Origin of the sequence: Weizmannia acidilactici, assembly GCF_008974225.1 — a bacterium.
Lineage (GTDB): Bacteria > Bacillota > Bacilli > Bacillales > Bacillaceae_C > Weizmannia > Weizmannia acidilactici.
This window is the reverse complement of the sequence record NZ_BKZR01000023.1, coordinates 20,440-39,393: the sequence shown is the minus strand read 5'-3', so window position 1 is coordinate 39,393 and position 18,954 is coordinate 20,440. Positions and strand designations below refer to the sequence as shown.

The following is an 18,954-nucleotide window of genomic DNA, read 5'->3' as shown; positions in this document are numbered from 1 at the left end:
TCTGTTCCGGATAATTTACCCCGGCAATTGCCCGTTCACTTTAAGCGCTACGGGCCCTTGATATTATCATAAAATTTAAAACTGCCCCTTAAGCAAGATAAGCTTCCTGTACTTGCTCATTCACCATTAATTCTTTCCCCACCCCTTCCAGGACGATTTCCCCGGTTTGGATGACATAGCCGCGGTCAGCTATTTGCAGCGCCTGGTACGCATTTTGTTCGACCAGCAAAATCGTCATGCCTTCTTGATTGAGTTCGGAAATAATCTCAAAAATTTGTTCGACAACGATCGGCGCGAGCCCCATTGAAGGTTCGTCCAGCATCAGAAGTTTCGGCCTACCCATCAAGGCCCGGCCGATGGCTAGCATTTGCTGTTCGCCCCCGCTCATCGTCCCGCCTTTTTGGTCGAGCCTTTCTTTCAACTTCGGAAAATATGAAAACACACGCTCCATTCTCTCTTCAATCGTCCTTTTCTGCTTCACTGCAAAAGCCCCGATCAAAAGATTTTCTTTTACGGTCAGTTTCGGGAAAATCCTCCTGCCCTCCGGCACATGCGCGATCCCCAATCGGGACGTTTGATGGGGCGGCAGGTTGGCAATATTTTGACCGCCGTATGTGATGCTGCCGTTTACTTTTACCTGGCCGCTGATCGATTTCAATGTCGTGGATTTCCCGGCCCCGTTGCTCCCGATCAGCGTAACGATCTCCCCTTCGGTCACCGCCATGCTGATTCCTTTTAATGCCTGAATCCCACCGTAGTTTGCCTTCACATTTTCCAGTACCAACAAAGGCATGGCTTCCCCTCCTTCCTTATGCATAAGCCAATGCGCCTTTACCGAGGTACGCTTCTATGACTCTTGGATTGTTTCTGATTTCAACCGGTTTCCCTTCGGCAATGTTTTCTCCGTGGTCAAGCACAGCAATATGGTTCGAAATTTCCATCACAAGCTTCATATCGTGTTCAATTAAGATAATCGTCAAATCTTTTTCCCCGCACATATTCCGGATTAAATCCGTCAGTTCCTTTGTTTCTTTCGGATTCATGCCCGCCGCCGGTTCATCGAGCAGCAGCAGTTTCGGTTTTACGGCCAAGGCGCGGGCAATTTCAAGCCGCCGCTGCGCCCCGTACGGGAGATTCGTGGCCGGTTCATTCAGCAAGCCGTCGAGCCCGACATACTGGAGCAGTTCAAATGCCTCCATTTGCGCCGCTTCTTCTTCACGCCGCGTTCCCGGCAGCTGGAAGACGGCTCCGAAAAAATTGCTTTTTAAACGGCTATGCATGCCGATCAAAACATTTTCCATCACGGACAGGCTGCCGAATAAGCGGATATTCTGAAATGTCCGGGCAATCCCTTTTCTGGCGACGGCGTGCGGCTTAAGACCGGTAATCGGTTCCCCGTTTAATAAAATATCGCCTGCGCTCGGCTTATAGACACCTGTGACCATGTTGAAAAGCGTTGTTTTGCCGGCACCATTCGGACCGATGACAGCGGTAATGGAATTTTTGGGGACATTTAAATTAACATTGGAGACTGCGGCCAGGCCACCGAAATTTTTCGTCAGCCCTTTGATTTCAAGCAAATTCATATATCTCCCCCGCTTAACCTTTATTCGTTTCGCCTGCCGCCGGAACAGCATCCATGCTGTGCGTCCTGCGGGCAAGCTTTTCAAGATCATAATGCATATTTTTTGCCGGCAACAGGCCTTTTGAACGGTATAATGCGAACACAATCAACAAAAGGCCGAAAATAAACCTTTGCATTTTGGCAGGCGACAAGGCATCCGGAATTTTCAACACCCCGCTCATGCTCAATTGGTTGAGCCAGTTTGTGACTTCCGTCAGCACCTGCAGATTTAAAATCGTAATGATGGATGCCCCTAAAATGACACCTGGGACGCTTCCCATCCCCCCTAAAAGCACCATGACGAGGATCGTGGTGGACTCCAAATACGTAAAACTGGTCGGATCGACAAATGCTTGTTTTGCCGCAAACACTACGCCCATCGCCCCGGAAAAAGAGGCGCCGATGGCAAATGCGGCAAGCTTCGTTTTGACAAGCGGTATGCCCATCGCCTGCGCCGCAATTTCGTTCTCCCTTACCGCTTTCCATGCCCGCCCCATTTTAGAACGTTCCAGCCGGCGGACCATATAGATCACAATCAAAAGGAGCACAAGCACAACATAATAAAACTGGCTCGGATAGATAAAGCGGATGCCGAAAAGTTCAGGCGGCGCAATAGAGGAAATGCCCATTGCCCCGTTCGTGATATTGATGGGCTTATCCAAATTATTGAAAACAATCCGGACAATTTCCCCGAACCCGAGCGTCACCATCGCCAGGTAATCCCCTTTCACACGCAGCACCGGAATTCCAAGCAACACGCCGAATAAAGCGCCGAAAAGGCAGCCGATCAAAATAAACATCCAAAAACTGGCGCCCGATAAAGGATAGTGCCCGAACGGCATAAAATGCGATGCCTGGGAAGTTGTAAAAATCCCGTACGTATAAGCGCCCAATGCAAAAAAGGCAATAAAACCCAAATCCAGGAGCCCCGCCATCCCGACCACAATATTCAGCCCTAGCGCCATCGCAACATAAATGCCTACCATAACCGCCACATCCATATAGGATTGGTAAGACTGCCCATGGCTAGCGGCAAACGGCAAAACCACCCCGAGAATGACAAGTGCAGCCGCCCATTTCACTTTGTCCGGGAATTGGAGAAAATATAGAATCAACAAAGAAGCAAGCAGCAGCAAAAACGAAACAATTGATTTCTGCGACAAATAAATCCCAATTGATGTCACGATAACGTATAAAAGAAAAAGCCCTCCGGATAAAGATTTGTTTGCAACAAATGCAATCCAATATTTTCCCACTTTTTCCACCTACACTTTCTCTGCGGCTGCTTTTCCGAATAAGCCTTCCGGTTTAAAAATGAGCACAATGATTAACAGAATAAATGCAAAAACATCTTTGTACTCGGAACCGAATACGCCGCCGGTCAGCCCGGAAAGGTTGGCGGCCGCAAACATTTCAATCAAACCGAGGATGAGCCCCCCGGCCATGGAGCCGCGTATGTTTCCGATTCCGCCGAGCACTGCTGCGGTAAATGCTTTTATCCCAAGCGTATAGCCGATATAAGGGTCTATTGTGCCGTACTGGACGGCAAACAGAACGCCCGTCGCTCCCCCGAGTGCAGATCCGATAAAAAACGTAATGGCAATGACTTTATTGACATTTACGCTCATCAAGGAGGCTGTTTCCCGGTCCTGGGCGACCGCCCGCATCGCCATTCCCCATTTTGTCCGGTTGACAAAGATGTCGAGCACCGCAAGCATCACAATGGATACGAGCAATACGACGAGGAAGGAGCTTTTCAGCGTCGCGTCATGAAATTCCGGCCATAAAGATGATGCTTTAATATGGATTTGCCCATTGAAAAGATTAGGCCCGTTGATAATGTAGGTTCCTTTCTTCAACTCGGCGATAAAGCGGACAATGTCCTGAAGCAGGAAAGAAATCCCGATCGCCGTAATCAACGTGATCAGTTTCGGCGCATTTCTAAGCGGCCTGTAAGCCACCCGCTCAATGCCGATCCCCAAAACCCCCGTGCAGATGCTTGCCGCAATGATGGCCAGAAGCAGGATCAAGATTGCCGGCAGAGTATGGATCCATCCCTGGCCGGTAAACAAAAAGAGCAGGGATGTGCCGATAAAAGCCCCTGTCATGAAAATTTCACCATGGGCAAAATTAATTAGTTCCAAAATGCCGTAAACCATCGTGTACCCGATGGCGACAACGGCATAAATTGCACCGAGTGTAAGGCCGTCTATAAGCACCTGCGGCAATGTACCGATCAAATCCGTCAGCATTTCCCCACGTCCTTTCATTTGAATGAGCGGAAGGGCTCCCGCTGCACGCCCTTCCGTCTGTTTTTATTTGCTGATTTCGCCTTCCTGTTCGGCAGGGTAAGCCGCTTTATTGAACTTATAAATAAATACTTTTGCGTATTTGTTGTCGCCTTTTGAATCGAAGTCGACTTCCGTGACAACACCTTTGTAATCTTTAATGGCGCGGACGGCGTCTCTGACCTGCTCGCGGGTTGGGATTTTTCCGCCATTAGCTTTAATGGCGTTTTCCAGACCTTTCAGCATGACGCCCATCGCATCATACGCATAAGCGGAATAAGATTCAACATTTTTCCTGAATTTGTTTTTGTAATTTTCTGCGAATTTTTTCCCTTCCGATGTTTTCGAGACATCTCCAGCGACTGATGTCAAATACGTATTTTTTACGGCACCCCCCGCAATATCTACATATGTGGAAGAATCAAGGCCGTCTCCGCCCATGATCGGCACGTCAATGCCTTTCGCCCTAGCTTGTTTCACAATCAAGCCGCCTTCAGCGTACAAACCGCCAAAATAAACAAGATCCGGCTTTGCCGATGAAACGGAATTGAGCACCCCGTTAAAATCTTTTTCCCCGACCGTGATGCTTTCATAACCGACAATTTTTGCCCCAAGCTTCTCGGCGGCAGCTTTAAAGGCATCGGCAAGCCCCTGCCCGTATGCCGTTTTGTCCTGGATGACAAAAATTTTCTTTGCTTTTAACGTTTTCACGGCGTAAGAGGCGCCGGCCGGACCCTGGAAGTCATCGCGGGCGCATACCCTGTTCACCGTTTTTAAATTGCGGTCGGTCACTTCAGTCGCCGTGCTGGCAGGAGAAATCATCGGAATCGCATATTTTTCATACACTTCGGAAGCCGGAATGGAAACGCCAGAATTCAAATGCCCAATTACTCCGAAAACCTGGTCATCTGACCCGATCAATTGGGCATTGGACACGCCTTTTTTCGGGTCGCCCTGGTCGTCATACGGGACAAGCTGCAGCTTAAAGCCCATTTTTTTAAATTTTGCCTGTTGTTCTTCCAATGCTAACTGTGCCCCGAGCTTAATGGCTTCCCCCAATGTTGCACTTCCGCCCGAGAGCGGGGACTGTGTGGCGATTTTAATCACTTGCATACTGCCGCCGGACGCATTGCTCTTACTGCTGTACTGCGAACATGCCCCGAGCAAACTTACCGCGAGCACGGCCGCCAAGCCGAATGACCATAATTTTTTTGACTTCATTCTTTTCCCCCATTCTTCTGTTTTCTTTTTGTAAAACCGGCAAACGATGTAAACAATCACCTCCGTTGTCTAGGCTAAAATGCTTATCAAAAGTATAAAACATGGCCAATAAAATCATCAGTAATGTTGTCAGTTTTACTCACGTTATTTTTTGAATTTTTTTATTTGAAATTATTTTCTTTATGTGTTATGTTCCAATGTTGATGATCGCGAAATCCGCTCACTTTCCGCACACCGTCGCGAGCCTCCTTGTTCGATGCCTTAGCACAAGGGGTCTCTTCTTGCCCGATAATCCCGCAGATATCAGAAATTAACGATAATCAACAATAAAATTTAACAGAGCCTTCCATAAAAAAACCTTCAAAAGACATTTCAACTCATCGAAGAAATGATTGAATTAGATGAGGAAACATTGAAAGAAATGAAAGCTCCGGCTGAACATGTAAGTGCAAAACAGCTGGAGAAGATTGCCGAAAAGGTGGAGCAAAAGTCAAAGAAGCTGAAACAGACGCAGAGCAGGAAGAAGACAAGGAACTGAAGAAAGAGAAAAAGGCAGTCTATCGGTCGAAACGAAAAATTTACAAGAAACTCAAAGAAGACTACTTACCGCGGCTGAAGAAGTATGAAGCCCGATTGGAAATTTTTGGAGACCGGAACAGTTATTCCAAAACAGATCATAATGCCACCTTTATGCGGATGAAAGAAGATCATATGAAAAACGGCCAGCTGAAACCGGGTTACAATGTCCAAATTGGAACGGAAGACCAGTTTATTCTTGGATACACTATACACCAGAGGCCAACTGATACAAGATGCTTTGTTCCGCATTTGTAGAAGCTGAAAGCATCCGGCCTGCCTAAGCCAAAACGGATCATTGCGGATGCAGGTTATGGCGGGGAAGCCAACTATTTGTATGCGCATGAGGAAGAGTTCGAAGCATTGATTCCCTACAATACTATGAGAAAAGAAGAGACGCGGGCTTACAAAAAAGATATCCGAAATGTTTCTAACTGGGAATATCGTGAAAAAGACGAGCAAATCTACGCTCGAAGGAAAATCGAGGTAGAAAACGTGTTCGGTCATATCAAAGGCAATCGGTCGTTCCGCAGATTTTCTCTGCGGGGGCTTGAGAAAGTAAATATCGAATTCGGGCTGGTTGCCATCGCCCACAATCTTCTGAAACAGGCGGAAAAGAACCGCCTGTTTCAGAAAGAAGAAAAACCGTCGAGAAAATTATTTTCTCAACGGTTTTTCTTGTTTAAGAAGGGGCCTTTGGGACAGCCTCAGCCCGCTTCATGCGCCGCTATCTATCCGGCGCTTTTTTTCCATGTACTCTATATACACATCATCCTGAACAAGCCAGGCCTGGAACTGTCGCTTTACAAATTTTTCTGCGTCTTCAAAATCGGAAAAAGACGGGGACTGTTTTAACCCTTTTGCTTCAATGACCCAGCCTTTTTGGACGTCTTTATATACGAAGAACGGTTCCCCGCACCGGTTTTGGTATAAGCAGCCGGCCTCCTGCCCTTTTATGTTCGCTTGGTTGTGGGCGAAATCGCGCTTTAATGGTTCGGACTTAAAAGTTTCCTCCACGAAATGCCGGAAAGCCTCAGCCGTCAGCATTGCGCCCGATGCTTTCCGGTGACCGCCACCATCGTATTTTTTCGCAATTTCCGATACATCGACATGGTCATGGATCGTCCTGAAGCTGATTCTTTTTTTCCCGACCATTATAATCGCAATATAATCCAAATGCGGATATTCTTTCGCGAGCTCATTCCCAAGTTCGGAATGGTGCGATTCGGCATGGACAACGCCGGCATAATAGCCGTCAATCACGGCTTGGTAAACTTCCCGCTTCTTGCCGTTAATGTACCGCGCAATTTTTTTCTCTTCCAGGTCTAAAATTTTCTCCTCGAGATCGTCAAAAGAAAATGAGCCACTATGGGTCAGCTTATGTAACAATATTTCTTCAAATTCTTCAACCGTATACATATAAAAAAGGTCATTTAATTTTTTTGCCTGGACGTTTTGGTTTTTTTCCCATTCCCATGTATCCATCTGCCTGACGAGCTCGACAAATTGATCCACGGCGTCGTCCGGCCTGAGCTTCCCTTTGGCTTTCAAATACCGGTAAAATAATGAAGTGGCGCTTGCCAGCTTTCCGTCTTCCTCCACCTGGACGGACGCCCATGCATAAGCATTTAAATGGAGCGCGCTTTTATGGTGGTCGATGAGTTTCGCTTTCCCTCCCTGCAGGACATACGCATCAATCAACTCCGCATTTTGTTCATTGACGGATAAATCGGTGATCCACAACATCTCTTCTTTTTTCTCTTTCTTTAAAAAAGCTTCCACCTGCGGATTGATCCCGGACACTGAATTGTACTGGATTTCGATGTTTTTCCCGAATGCGAGCCTGGCCAAAACGCCGCAGCCAAGGCCGTCCAAGTCGTTATGCGTTAACAATCGATACATCTGTTCTTCCTCCGAACTTTGGATTGAGCATATATGATAACATGTTGTTCAGGCTGAAAACGCGCCTTGCTGCGAAACAGCCGGAGAAAACGGAACCGAAAAGGGATCGGACTTGCGTTTCCCTTTCTGTTCCATTTTACGTTTACCCAAAAATCAGGATCTGTTACCCGTTTCCCGCGGTTTTTCCCGCATGCTTACGCTTTCGCCGTCCCCGACGACAACAAGGTCGCATGTGCCGAGAAACAGGCCGTGCTCGACAACGCCGGTGAGCCCGTCAAGCCATTTCCCGAGCGCTACCATGTCCCCGGCATGCCCGGCACGGATATCGACAATATAATGCCCGCCGTCCGTTTGGAACGGTTGCCCGTTTTTCATGCGGAGAACAGGCCTGAAGCCTTTTTCCTCAAAAATTTTCATGATTTGTTTCCAACCGAATGGGATGACTTCGACCGGCAGCGGGTAAGCGCCGAGTTTTTCGACCTGCTTGCTGTGATCGACCACCCATATATTTTTTTTCGATGCATTTGCCACCAGTTTTTCAAACAGCAAAGCTCCCCCGCCACCTTTAATGCCGTTTAAGGCGGGATCGACTTCATCCGCGCCGTCAATGGTCAAGTCGATTGTATCTGTGTCGTTCAGGTCGGCCAGCGGAATGCCGCATCCGCGGGCAAGTACCGCTGTCGCCTGCGATGTCGGAACACCCGTAATTTTCAGGCCGTTTTGCACCCGTTCCCCTATTTTTCTGATCGTATAATAAACGGTTGAACCGGTTCCAAGCCCGATGGTCATGCCATCTTCCACGAATTCCGCCGCTTTTTCCCCGGCTGTTTTTTTTTCGTTCATCCTTTCTCCACCTGCCTTTACCTTGATTGTATTACAGACCAGGTGAATAATAAAGGAAAGCGCAGGAAGTTGCAATAATGGGATTTATTTTATAATGTGCCAATATTTTACATGGCTTTGTAGACATATATTTTCCACACCGTGTCCTTGTCCGAAAATGCACGCAAAAATTGTAGCCGATTTTCCGCGGGCATTTCGATCGGCACCGCCGAAAAGATGAATTCCCCGCCCATTTTTTTAAAAGCGGTCGTATCGAGCTGCAAATGGGAAAGCTTTTCCCCGGAATTTTTTTGGAACATATAATGTTTGCCGAGTTCATCCGTAAACATATAGCAGCGCCCGCTCCATTCATCAAAATACTGTTTGATTGCCCGGTTTTTTTCCAGTTCGCGCGCAATAATATTTCTGAACTTGTGTTTATAGGAAAGCGGGTAGAAGTTATTGTATGAATCAAGCGTGTAAAAACCGTTATACTGTGCGATTGCCGGGTGGAGGCCGATGCTTGCCACGCGATAACTTGCTTTCGGCCTACCGATATAGTCATCAATCTTTTGGAATAGCGTTTCGGCATAAAACTGGTTGGGCGTCGGTTTCGAATGGTACACCAATTCATCATTAGAGATAAAAAGAATGATGATCTGCCCTGCGATAAAGGCAGCGGCCGTTTTTTTCCAGAATCCCCAATGCTGCACTAAAATTTTTAAGCTAAGGCCGAACAGTACATAAATGACAAGCGGGCGAAAAAAATGAAAACGTGCGAAGTTAAACGTATTGAGAAAATGGACTTTTTCGGTTAACGGCAGCCAACCTTTATAAAACCAAAACTCATACCAGACCGACAGCAAAAAATTAAGGATAAACAAGCTTACAAATGTGCTTTCCCTTTTCCAGAGCTTATTTTTTAAAACAATCCAAAACGCAAGCAGCGTAAAAGGTAAAATGATAAAGCCATGCACCGTAAGGACATGGGTATGCCCGAGCACATAATTTTTAAATGAAAGCCTGACGGAATGCCAAAACGAAAGGCGCGCATGGATATATTCATCGCGGCTGTTCGGAACAGCCGCAAACAAAAATGAATAGACAAGCCGATACTCAACCGCCAAAAAATGGCGGACATGTAAAGAATAGCGGCAAAAAAGCGGAAATTCCAGCCCTTTCCCCTGATTCCGCCCCAAAACCACAGCAGAAACATTGCGGATAAGAAAAAGAAAAAGCCGAGGACGATACTGCTGTAAAACGGAATCAGTGTCAGGATGAGGCGTTCTTTCCACGTGATGTTTTTGCCTGCGCGGATATTAAGAAAAGCCCATAATGCAAGCGGCATGCCGAGCGTGCTCAGCATGCCGGACGGCCAAAACGGCGTAAGCGAAAAAGCGAGCGCGCATCCGGCACAAACCGGCTGGTACGCACTGTCGCGCAAAAAATGCGTTTTTAACAACGCGTACATGCCGATAAAGGCAAAAATTCTTGTGATCGTCTGGCTAATGGCATAGGCGGTCATCGGAGGAAACAGGGCGTAGAGCCAGACAATCAGGCTGAATTCAGACGCGAACGCATTGCGCGGGATCCAGTTCATCACCTGGGGAATCCTCGCATCAAGCGGTCTAAACATTTTTCCGCTTTCGGCCAGTACTTTATATCAGGCAATATTAGAATCGAGGTTATCATGCACGCGGATATGGGCATCGCCCCCTAAAATGTAAAGCGGCGACAAATATAGAATGATGACAGCAAAACAAACAGCCAAAAGGCCGGTCTCACTTTGTAAAATTCGCAAATCGGCAGATCCCTCTCTCCTCATTTGAACCTGTCCATAATATAACCGGAAATTTCCGCCATTATGCAAAAACTGAAATTGTTTTAGAAAATCGCGAAAATCCGCCGGGAAAATGGTTTTATCCCGGCGGGTTTCTTATTTAAAAGGGCTTTGGGACATCTCCATGCAAAATGTTCAACGGATCACAATCGCCTGGCTTCCCATTTGCTCCCATGCTTTTACAAAAGTGTTTCGATCCAGTTCTTTATTTTTTGTGCCATACGGATCATTTACAAAAATATGGTCGTCGTCGTACCCGGTAATAACAACACTGTGTTCGCTGTATGTAATTTTAATTTTGCCCTGGGGCGTGTCCCAAGTCTGGAAATTCGAAACCGGCGCAAAATATGTATTGATGATGACCCATACCGGATGCCCTTCCGCAATATTTTGAATGACTTTTGAAAAAGGCTGTCCCGTGAAATCATGCGCTTTGCTGCCGGCATATTTTTTGGCAAGGTCAAAAACCGGCCCGTGATACACGCCAAGCCCCGGCCCGTTTTCCATATTGCCGACAAAACCGACATTTGGATTGCCATGCTTGCCGTTTTCATATGTAAGCGGCACACGCTTCACCTCGTTCGCCAATTCATTTTTCGTCACGTTGTAGCCGTTATCCTGCAAAAGCATGGCAAGGCTTGTAATTTCACACCCGTTGTACAGGCGCGGCGCATCCATCTGGTTAATGAGCGGCACATCAAGCAATATTCTCCCGGATCTTGAATTTTTCTTTTCTTCCGAGTTGTTCGTTTTTTCTTTTTGCTCGGTCGTTTTGCCTGATGTTTTCTTGCTGCCGGATGAATTTTGCTTTTCTGTTTTCTGCTTGCTATTTTTTGAAGCACTTTGGCTCGATTCGCTTTTTATACTGTTTTTTGCGGTATTTTTACTCGAATAATATTGGTTAAAAACCAACAATAAAATAATCAATATGAGTGCTGCAAAAATAAGGCGCGGCAATTTATACATTTGCCCCTCCACCCACCTTTCAAAATCGCGAATGCCAGCAATATCAGTTTACGCCCCATTCCTTAAGAAAAGTTTAAAATCAATTCCGGTGGAAAGACCCGACCACTTCGGCGGTTTCCAAAATATTGACGAATGCCCCCGGATCGGTTTCGCGGACCAAATTTTTCACTTCCGTCAGCTCATAGCGCGTAATGACCATCAGCAATATTTTTCGGGAATCGCCGGAATATGCCCCTTTTCCATCCATCATTGTAATCCCGCGGTACACTTTTTCAAGCAGTCTCGTTTTCATTTCTTCGCCTTTAGATGTTATGATCATCAGCGTCAATTTAATATGTCTCGTATGGATGGCATCGATCACTTTTCCGCATGCAAATATCGCCACAAGCGTATTAAAGGCGGCATCCCAGCCGAACACGAACCCGGATGCGATGACGACCACGCCGTTTAAAGCCGACAGGATGGCGCCGAGCGGAAAATCTTTTTTCTTTGCGAGAAACATGGCAATAATATCAAACCCGCCCGAGGACCCGGAAGCCCTGAAAATCAGGCCGATGCCAAGGCCGGTAAAAATGCCGCCGAATAAAGAAGACAAAATCGGTTCAGAAGATATTTTTACAACCGGGAGCAAATACAGGCTTAAAGATAAAGAAATAACCGAAGAAACCGTCAACAACGTAAACTTTTTCCCGAGTTTAAAAACGGACAAAACAAGCAACGGCAGGTTCAGCACAAAATTTAACACCCCGGTGTTGACGGGGGTGATCAGGCCGAGCAGGATCGCAATCCCGCTTAAACCACTGCTTAATATTTTGTGCGGAATGAAAAAAAGATTGTACGCCGTGCCGACAATGACAGATCCCGCCACCACGATCAAAAAATTTTTCATCCTTTTTCTCCTTCTATCGAAAACATATGATCTTGAATCATTATATTGGTAAATAAATGAAAACTCAACTCCAAAAGAAGAAAAAATGGCCGGACAGAAGCGGTGAAGGGAGGGGTAGGGAGCGGCAATTGTTCTAGCGGATGTTATTTTCAAACGAATTGTGGTAAATTTTTTGTAAATCCAACAGCGGCAGCTCATACAGCTGGTATTTTCCGACTTTATAAATCCCTTTTTCTAAAAGTTTTTCAATATAATCATTTTTCCTTTCTTCCATATCGGAATACGTCATCATTTCCATCTGTCAACCCTCCTGAGAAACAATACATTTCTACCCCCGACCTGTTTATTTTAAACGTTTTGCCGCCAATAATGCGTGAGATGGAGATCGGAATAGATTGCAGGCGTTTTCTTCTGTGATGTATTCTTCCATCAGCAAAGGGAAGATCGGGATTTCTTGTTAGATTTCCTAACATAAGTATGGAACAATTAGATTTTTTGTTATATATTAATAAAAACACCTTACAAAGGGAGGGTACATAGTGGCTTCAAACGAATCATACCTCGATAAAAAAGTCATCTCGATCGGTACAGTTTGTGAATTGACAGGTTTAAGCGAAAGAAGGATCCGTTACTATGAAGAGAGAAAACTGATTTTTCCCGAGCGGACGAACCGGGGAATCCGAAAATATTCATTTTCCGATGTCGAACGGCTGATGGACATCGCAAACAAACGGGAAGAAGGCATCCAAACTGCAGAAATCCGCAAAGAATACATTAAACAGAAAAAATACAATGAACGGACAATGCGCGAAAAGGTGATCCGCGGCCAGCTGAATGCTTATTTCCATACAAGGGAATAACAGGATTTAAACAAAGCGGCAGCTGTGCAGGCTGCCGCTTTGTATGTCGCTTACTCATACAAGCTCCTGATATCCACATTTGCGGGAAGCGCAAATGGATTCTCTTTATTGATATGGTCGTAAAACATGATCCCGTTCAAATGGTCGATTTCATGCTGGAAAACAATAGCTGGGAAGCCTTTTAATTTGACCAGAACTTCATTCCCGTCCATATCGTAAGCTTTCACTTTGATCCTTTCGTGCCGGGGGACAAAGCCTTCCACTTTCCGGTCCACAGACAGGCACCCTTCCCCTTGCGGAAGATAGATCATCGAAACCGAATGGCTGATGATTTTCGGATTAAATAAGGTGTATTCCATTTCCCCGTCTTCATCTGAAATGTACACCACGAACATGCGCTTATTCAACCCGATTTGATTTGCTGAAAGCCCGACGCCCGCGCGCAGGTTGTATTTGGCGGCGATTTCCGGGTTTTGACTGTTTTTTAAAAACTGCAGCATGCAGCGCAATTCCGCCTTGTCTTCCTCAGTCGGCGGCATCTGCACTTCATCGACCACTTTCCTTAAAATCGGGTCACCTTCCCTTACAATGTCATCCATTGTGATCATATAATCATCATTGAATTTGCTCATAACTCATCTGCCTTTTTCCTGAAATTCTTTTTAACGGCAGCATCGGGTACATTCGCCCTTTGCATTGATGGGATCCGGTGTGGTAAATACCGGAACATGTTTATCTTATCATATGGCGGAGAAAAAATCTAAAAACGCGGATGGAATGGCGCCAAGTCAGACCGTTTGCGTGCCTTTTTCTTTCGAATAGAAAAATAGATACAGGACAATTGAAACCACTACAGAACAAGCAGCTGTCATATAGATGGCATGATAACCGAACAGATGCCCGATTTGGCCGAACATCATCGCCCCGAATCCAATTCCGAGGTCAAAAAAGGAGAAAAAGGTCGCATTGGCCATTCCTTTACGGTTGTGCGGCGCCTTTTCAATGGCCCAGGCTTGAAGCGCAGGCTGGACGGAACCAAAACCGAATCCGTATAAAAATGCTGCAGAAAATAATACGAATGGATTCGGGAGCCACGACAATAACAGCATTGCAGCAACAATTAGCAGTGTTGACGGAACAAATACAGCTTTATGCCCTTTCCTGTCATACAATTTCCCGGCAAATGTCCTCGTCAGCATTAAAGCAAGCGCGTAGACCAGAAAATACCATTGGATACCGGAAATATGCTTTTCGGCAGTATAAAGCGGCAGGAATGACGCAATGCCACCAAAAGTGACAGTAATAAAAAACAACAGGAGCGACGGCTGTAGCGCCGTTTTTTCGTAAAAATCAAATCTTTTGCGCCCACTTTTTTCCGCTCCATGCTTTTCCGCTTTTTTATAGTGGATTCTAGTCGCCAGCAAAAAAGCGGCCAGGCCCAAAGCGGCACAAATGAGAAACAAATTCCGGAAAGGAAGCCTGTCTGCAATAAACAAGCCTAGTGACGGGCCAAAGGCAAGCGCGAGATTCCCAGATAAACCAAAATAGCCCATACCCTCCCCGCGCCTGCGCATCGGGATAATATCAGTGGCGATCGTTCCGGAGGCTGTTGTAGAAAAACCCCAGCCGACCCCCTGGACCACCCGCATCAATAATAAAAAAAGAATGCTTGCGGCAACCGAATAAGACCCGACGGATATGACAAAAATGGCAAGCCCCAACAGGTATACAAACCTTCTTCCCCTTGATTCCAGGGCATGGCCGGCGAATGGCCTTAACAATAGCGCCGAAAATGTAAAAATGCCGACCACAAACCCGATCAATTGATCATTTCCGCCAAGATGTTCAACGAAAAGCGGAATTGTCGGCAAAGTCATTTGAAAACCAAGAAAAACAAAAAAATTCGCAAAAAGAATGAGGACAAAATCTCGTGACCAAATTTTTTCTTTTCCGTATTCAAATTTTTGTTGGATACCGTTTACATCTGTTCCTTTCATGTGACTCCCCCCATCATCCAATTTATTTAAATTAAGTGGCCTGCCCTTATTGTACACGAAACTCCTTCGTGATGCGAAATAGATTGCATAAAAAAACGGTCCCGCGTAAATGCCTGCGGGGCCTTTTTTACCCTTTTACCGTCATTTTCGCTTTTGCATCCTGAGCCTCTCCGTGTGAAATACAGCAGTTTGCCTTTCCGCAGCTGTCTTTCAGAGCACAGGATGCGCACTGCCCTTCCCTGCTTTTTTTCATAAATCGGATCAACGTAAATGCTGCATAAGCAAATATGGCGATTCCTAATAGGATACTGAACATGTGAACATCCCTCCGTCTCTAGAAGCCGAGTAAACGGCCGCCCTGGTAAATGATAAACGAGACTACATAAGCAACGGTCAGCGCATAACCGATCGAAAAAAGCGTCACTTTCCCCGAACCGGTTTCTTTATGGACCATGGCCACTGTCGAAAGGCAAGGAATATATAATAGTATAAACACCATAAAACTGTAAGCCGTAAGCGGTGTAAACGCGTGTTGGATCACGTCTGCCAATGACGCGCCGCTTGGGACAAAATACAGCACATTCATCGTCGATACAACGACTTCTTTTGCCATGAAACCGGTCAGAAGTGCCGCAGCCGCCTGCCATGTACCAAAACCGAGCGGTTGAAAGAGCGGCGCGAGATACTTGCAGATCAGCGCCATAAAACTTTTATCAACGGGAACGTCCAATCCGCCCGGCCCCGTATAGGAAATCAGCCAGATGACAACCGTCCCGCCGAAAATCAAAGTCCCCGCTTTGCGGACAAAGCCTTTTCCTTTGTCCCATGTGCCCCTGAAAAGGCTCCGTGCATTCGGCACACGGTACGGCGGCAGTTCAATGATAAACACGGAACCTTCTGTCTTCATTACCATTGAAAACACTTTGGCAAGCACCAATGCAATGACGATACCGAGCAAATACAGCGACAGGACGACTAAAGCCTGGTATTTGTGAAAAAACGCCGAAACAAACAAACTATATACGGAAAGGCGTGCCGAGCACGACATGAGCGGCGTCAGGAGCGTCGTCAGCAGCCTTTCTTTCGGCTGTTCGATCGGCCTTGACGCCATCACGCCGGGAACATTGCAGCCAAAACCGATAATCAGCGGAATAAAGGCTCTCCCGTTCAGGCCGACTGCTTCCATCACCCGGTCCATCACCATTGCGACCCGCGCCATATACCCGGAATCCTCAATTAGCGATATAAAGAAAAACAATACGAAAATTTGTGGCACAAAAACAAGCACGCCGCCTACGCCCGCGACAATCCCGTTCAGGACGACGTCACGGATAAACTGGGTTGCGCCGGCTTTCGTTAAACCGGCTTCGATCCAATCGGTCAGCGGCCCCGAAAAGAACTTGTCGAGCAAATCGGATAACGGAGTCCCAAGCCAGTTAAACGTGATGCAGAACATCAAATACATCGTGCCAATAAAAATCGGGACGCCGAGAAATTTATTGGAGACCACCGCATCAATTTTCTCCGTCAACGTTTTTCTTTCTGAACCTGTTTGTTCAACGGCCGTTCCGATCAGCCGATCAATAAACTGCTGACGTTTTTTAAACATTTCCTGTTTCAACGAAGCATGCGGATTTTTCTCCCGTAGCCGGTTTTCAACTTCCGTGCAATAAGCCAAAAGTTCTGTTTTCAACGGACGGAATGCAGAGATAGAACGGATGACTTCGTTCCCTTCCAAAAATTGGAGGGCGAGCCAGCGTTTATTCAAGGATTTATAATCCGGAAGTATCCCCATAATGCGGGTTGCCGCTTCCTCTATCACATCCCCGTAATCAATGCGGAAGTCAGGCGCAACAGGCTTTTCTCTCATCCGCTCCGAGATCTCCCCGCACCCTTTTCCCGTCCGGGCTATAATCGGCACAACCGGAACGCCGAGCCCTTTCGAAAGGGATTTTTCATCTACCTTCATGCCGCGCGATTTCGCCACATCGATCATATTCAGGCCGATCAGGACGGGTTTTCCGTATTCCATCAATTGGATGGTCAAATGCAGATTTCTCGCAAGCTGGGAGGCATCGACAATATTTAAAATGGATGTAAATTCTTCTTCAATTAAAAAATTGGAAGCTACCGCTTCATCTTTGGAAAGCGGGTTCAATGCATAAATGCCGGGCAAATCGATTAACAGGCCAAGATTTTTCTTCAGCCGCCCAACCTTTTTCTCAACGGTGACCCCCGTCCAGTTCCCGACATATTCATAAGATCCCGTCAGTTCATTAAAAAGCGATGTCTTCCCTGTATTCGGATTGCCAAATAAAGCGACCTGCATTATGAACACTCCACTTGAATCCGCATTGCTTCTTTTTTGCGGATGCCGATGCACTGCCCGCAAACTTCAAGCAGGCACGGCCCCCCGAACGGCAATGCGCATTTATAACAAACTTCACGGCCTTCCAGCACACCTAAATCAAGAAGACGCCTTTGGATATTTTCGTCAATATGGGACAAATCTGTAATGATGCCTTTTTCTCCAGGCTTCAGTTCTGTTAAGACCATCACTGCTCCTCCCTGGCAACCAAGAATAGAGGTATTTTTATTGATAATGATTATCATTCCTACATAAAATATGATAACCGATTTATGCTGCGGCGTCTATCTCATTTTAAAGTTTTCATGAAAATTTTAAAATAATTATGTGATATATTTCACATAATGTTCATTGACAAATAAAAGCGGGGTCCTTAAAAGAGTCCCGCTTTTTGTTGTAACAGCACACCGCTTTCTTCGATTCTCCGGACAGCTTCCTTCAATGTATGTTCCTCATGTACGAGCGCAATTCTGACATATCCTTCACCGTGGCTGCCGAACGCAATGCCGGGCGTAACGACCACCCCTGCCCGGTCCATCAGTTCGTAAGTAAACGCAACAGATTGTTTGCCTTCCGGAATTTTTGCCCATAAAAACATCGTCGCATCCGATGGCCGGATCTTCCACCCGATCTCCGCCGTGCGGGAAACAAACAAATCCCTTCTCTTTTCATAAAGAGCGGCATTTTCCCGTGCAAATTCCCTGCCGTTTGTTAAAGCAGCGGTCGCAGCCCTTTGGATTGGTTCAAAAATGCCGTAATCCATATGTGACTTCAATTGCGAAAACAGGCGGATCACTTCACGGTTTCCGGCCAAAAAGCCGATGCGGGCACCCGCCATATTGAAGCTTTTTGATAAGGAGTTGAATTCAACACCGACCTCTTTTGCCCCTTCGACGGAAAGGAAGCTAACCGGCTTTTTCCCGTTAAAGACGAGTTCACAGTAGGCAAAATCATGTGCCACTACGATATCGTATTTTTTCGCAAACCGGACGACTTCTTCAAAAAACGATTTTTTTGCCAAAACCGGAATCGGGTTGCCTGGAAAATTCAAAATCATCATTTTCGCTTTGCGGGCGATGTCTTCCGGTATTTTCGACAAGTCCGGCATAAATCCGTTTTCTTCAAGAAGCGGCATCGGGTAAGGCACTGCTTCCACCAGTTTCAACCCCGATTCATATGCCGTATAGCCAGGATCCGGGACAAGGATGATATCACCCGGATTGCAAAAGACGAGCGGAAGATGGACAATCCCGTCCTGTGATCCCATTAATTGGATGATTTCCGTTTCCGGATCAAGTTTCACCCCGAAACGTTCATAATAGCCGGCTGCAGCCTTGTAGAACGCTTCAATCCCCGAAATCGTATATCCGTATTGGTTCAGGTCGCCTGCATTCCGGATGATTTCGTCCATAACAAAAGCTGGCGGCGGTTGGTCCGGGCTGCCGATGCTTAAATCGATCATCCGGCATCCTTCTTTTACTTTTTTCTTTTTGTACGCAATGAGTTCATTGAAAATCAACGTCGGCAACTGGTTCATGCGCCTTGCAATTTCAACCAAGACCTTTTCCTCCCACTTTTTGACTCGCAAGATGTATGTACTG

General features: G+C 46.4%; 18 protein-coding genes and 2 pseudogenes. 3 read left to right on the top strand and 17 right to left on the bottom strand.

Going from position 1 to position 18,954, the window contains the following annotated elements:
- Positions 1 to 88: 88 nt before the first annotated feature.
- The 5 genes from GBH70_RS09855 to GBH70_RS09835 form a co-directional block, all read right to left on the bottom strand.
- Positions 89 to 793: an ABC transporter ATP-binding protein gene (locus GBH70_RS09855; protein WP_151680883.1), complete on the bottom strand. Its 705-nt coding sequence runs from the start codon at positions 791 to 793 to the stop codon at positions 89 to 91.
- Positions 794 to 809: 16 nt separating this feature from the next.
- Positions 810 to 1,586: an ABC transporter ATP-binding protein gene (locus GBH70_RS09850; RefSeq protein ID WP_151680882.1), complete on the bottom strand. Its 777-nt coding sequence runs from the start codon at positions 1,584 to 1,586 to the stop codon at positions 810 to 812.
- A 13-nt stretch (positions 1,587 to 1,599) separates the two neighbouring features.
- Positions 1,600 to 2,880 (bottom strand): ABC transporter permease subunit, encoded by a 1,281-nt coding sequence (locus GBH70_RS09845; protein WP_151680881.1) that lies wholly within the window; start codon positions 2,878 to 2,880, stop codon positions 1,600 to 1,602.
- Between the two features lie 9 nt (positions 2,881 to 2,889).
- Positions 2,890 to 3,876 (bottom strand): branched-chain amino acid ABC transporter permease, encoded by a 987-nt coding sequence (locus tag GBH70_RS09840; RefSeq protein ID WP_151680880.1) that lies wholly within the window; start codon positions 3,874 to 3,876, stop codon positions 2,890 to 2,892.
- 63 nt (positions 3,877 to 3,939) lie between these two features.
- A complete protein-coding gene (locus GBH70_RS09835; RefSeq protein ID WP_151680879.1) occupies positions 3,940 to 5,133 on the bottom strand; it encodes a branched-chain amino acid ABC transporter substrate-binding protein in 1,194 nt (397 codons plus the stop codon).
- Positions 5,134 to 5,545: 412 nt separating this feature from the next.
- Between GBH70_RS09835 and GBH70_RS17510 the strand changes: the two genes are divergently transcribed.
- On the top strand, positions 5,546 to 5,671 hold the full coding sequence (locus tag GBH70_RS17510) for a hypothetical protein (RefSeq protein WP_259373281.1): 126 nt from the start codon (positions 5,546 to 5,548) through the stop codon (positions 5,669 to 5,671).
- Between the two features lie 29 nt (positions 5,672 to 5,700).
- Positions 5,701 to 6,303, top strand: a pseudogene (locus GBH70_RS17925) (transposase); the annotation flags it as partial.
- Positions 6,304 to 6,426: 123 nt separating this feature from the next.
- On the opposite strand, the gene GBH70_RS09820 reads toward GBH70_RS17925, so the two are convergent.
- The 6 genes and pseudogenes from GBH70_RS09820 to GBH70_RS09795 form a co-directional block, all read right to left on the bottom strand.
- On the bottom strand, positions 6,427 to 7,611 hold the full coding sequence (locus tag GBH70_RS09820) for a DHH family phosphoesterase (protein ID WP_151680877.1): 1,185 nt from the start codon (positions 7,609 to 7,611) through the stop codon (positions 6,427 to 6,429).
- A 153-nt stretch (positions 7,612 to 7,764) separates the two neighbouring features.
- Positions 7,765 to 8,454 carry a ribose-5-phosphate isomerase RpiA gene (rpiA, locus tag GBH70_RS09815; protein WP_151680876.1) on the bottom strand — a complete coding sequence of 230 codons (690 nt, stop codon included), beginning with the start codon at positions 8,452 to 8,454 and terminating at the stop codon, positions 7,765 to 7,767.
- Between the two features lie 107 nt (positions 8,455 to 8,561).
- A pseudogene (locus GBH70_RS09810) lies at positions 8,562 to 10,171 on the bottom strand (DUF6044 family protein).
- A 237-nt stretch (positions 10,172 to 10,408) separates the two neighbouring features.
- A complete protein-coding gene (locus tag GBH70_RS09805; protein ID WP_253693699.1) occupies positions 10,409 to 11,239 on the bottom strand; it encodes a C39 family peptidase in 831 nt (276 codons plus the stop codon).
- Between the two features lie 79 nt (positions 11,240 to 11,318).
- Positions 11,319 to 12,128, bottom strand: a complete 810-nt coding sequence (locus tag GBH70_RS09800) for a YitT family protein (protein WP_151680875.1) — start codon at positions 12,126 to 12,128, stop codon at positions 11,319 to 11,321.
- A 133-nt stretch (positions 12,129 to 12,261) separates the two neighbouring features.
- Positions 12,262 to 12,426 carry a Fur-regulated basic protein FbpA gene (locus GBH70_RS09795; RefSeq protein WP_253693696.1) on the bottom strand — a complete coding sequence of 55 codons (165 nt, stop codon included), beginning with the start codon at positions 12,424 to 12,426 and terminating at the stop codon, positions 12,262 to 12,264.
- Positions 12,427 to 12,667: 241 nt separating this feature from the next.
- On the opposite strand from GBH70_RS09795, the gene GBH70_RS09790 reads away from it, so the two are divergent.
- Positions 12,668 to 12,988, top strand: a complete 321-nt coding sequence (locus tag GBH70_RS09790; RefSeq protein WP_151680874.1) for a MerR family transcriptional regulator — start codon at positions 12,668 to 12,670, stop codon at positions 12,986 to 12,988.
- 50 nt (positions 12,989 to 13,038) lie between these two features.
- On the opposite strand, the gene def is transcribed toward GBH70_RS09790, so the two are convergent.
- From def to GBH70_RS09760, 6 genes are all read right to left on the bottom strand, one after another.
- Entirely contained in the window at positions 13,039 to 13,620 is a 582-nt protein-coding gene (gene def, locus GBH70_RS09785) for a peptide deformylase (protein WP_151680873.1), read from the bottom strand.
- A gap of 156 nt (positions 13,621 to 13,776) precedes the next feature.
- Positions 13,777 to 14,985 carry an MFS transporter gene (locus tag GBH70_RS09780; protein WP_151680872.1) on the bottom strand — a complete coding sequence of 403 codons (1,209 nt, stop codon included), beginning with the start codon at positions 14,983 to 14,985 and terminating at the stop codon, positions 13,777 to 13,779.
- Between the two features lie 127 nt (positions 14,986 to 15,112).
- On the bottom strand, positions 15,113 to 15,301 hold the full coding sequence (locus GBH70_RS09775; RefSeq protein ID WP_151680871.1) for a FeoB-associated Cys-rich membrane protein: 189 nt from the start codon (positions 15,299 to 15,301) through the stop codon (positions 15,113 to 15,115).
- An 18-nt stretch (positions 15,302 to 15,319) separates the two neighbouring features.
- A complete protein-coding gene (gene feoB, locus GBH70_RS09770; protein ID WP_151680870.1) occupies positions 15,320 to 17,314 on the bottom strand; it encodes a ferrous iron transport protein B in 1,995 nt (664 codons plus the stop codon).
- Positions 17,314 to 17,541 carry a FeoA family protein gene (locus tag GBH70_RS09765; RefSeq protein ID WP_172967424.1) on the bottom strand — a complete coding sequence of 76 codons (228 nt, stop codon included), beginning with the start codon at positions 17,539 to 17,541 and terminating at the stop codon, positions 17,314 to 17,316. The genes feoB and GBH70_RS09765 overlap by 1 nt, the downstream gene beginning before the upstream one ends.
- 185 nt (positions 17,542 to 17,726) lie before the next feature.
- On the bottom strand, positions 17,727 to 18,911 hold the full coding sequence (locus GBH70_RS09760; protein ID WP_151680868.1) for an LL-diaminopimelate aminotransferase: 1,185 nt from the start codon (positions 18,909 to 18,911) through the stop codon (positions 17,727 to 17,729).
- Positions 18,912 to 18,954 lie beyond the last annotated feature (43 nt).

Excerpts from the sequence above, each read along its gene's own strand:
- GBH70_RS09855 (WP_151680883.1), bottom strand. The coding sequence starts at position 793 with ATGCCTTTGTTGGTACTGGAAAATGTGAAGGCAAACTACGGTGGGATT.
- GBH70_RS09850 (WP_151680882.1), bottom strand. The coding sequence starts at position 1,586 with ATGAATTTGCTTGAAATCAAAGGGCTGACGAAAAATTTCGGTGGCCTG.
- GBH70_RS09840 (WP_151680880.1), bottom strand. The coding sequence starts at position 3,876 with ATGCTGACGGATTTGATCGGTACATTGCCGCAGGTGCTTATAGACGGC.
- GBH70_RS09835 (WP_151680879.1), bottom strand. The coding sequence starts at position 5,133 with ATGAAGTCAAAAAAATTATGGTCATTCGGCTTGGCGGCCGTGCTCGCG.
- GBH70_RS09820 (WP_151680877.1), bottom strand. The coding sequence starts at position 7,611 with ATGTATCGATTGTTAACGCATAACGACTTGGACGGCCTTGGCTGCGGC.
- rpiA (WP_151680876.1), bottom strand. The coding sequence starts at position 8,454 with ATGAACGAAAAAAAAACAGCCGGGGAAAAAGCGGCGGAATTCGTGGAA.
- GBH70_RS09805 (WP_253693699.1), bottom strand. The coding sequence starts at position 11,239 with ATGTATAAATTGCCGCGCCTTATTTTTGCAGCACTCATATTGATTATT.
- GBH70_RS09800 (WP_151680875.1), bottom strand. The coding sequence starts at position 12,128 with ATGAAAAATTTTTTGATCGTGGTGGCGGGATCTGTCATTGTCGGCACG.
- GBH70_RS09795 (WP_253693696.1), bottom strand. The coding sequence starts at position 12,426 with ATGGAAATGATGACGTATTCCGATATGGAAGAAAGGAAAAATGATTAT.
- def (WP_151680873.1), bottom strand. The coding sequence starts at position 13,620 with ATGAGCAAATTCAATGATGATTATATGATCACAATGGATGACATTGTA.
- GBH70_RS09780 (WP_151680872.1), bottom strand. The coding sequence starts at position 14,985 with ATGAAAGGAACAGATGTAAACGGTATCCAACAAAAATTTGAATACGGA.
- GBH70_RS09775 (WP_151680871.1), bottom strand. The coding sequence starts at position 15,301 with ATGTTCAGTATCCTATTAGGAATCGCCATATTTGCTTATGCAGCATTT.
- feoB (WP_151680870.1), bottom strand. The coding sequence starts at position 17,314 with ATGCAGGTCGCTTTATTTGGCAATCCGAATACAGGGAAGACATCGCTT.
- GBH70_RS09765 (WP_172967424.1), bottom strand. The coding sequence starts at position 17,541 with ATGGTCTTAACAGAACTGAAGCCTGGAGAAAAAGGCATCATTACAGAT.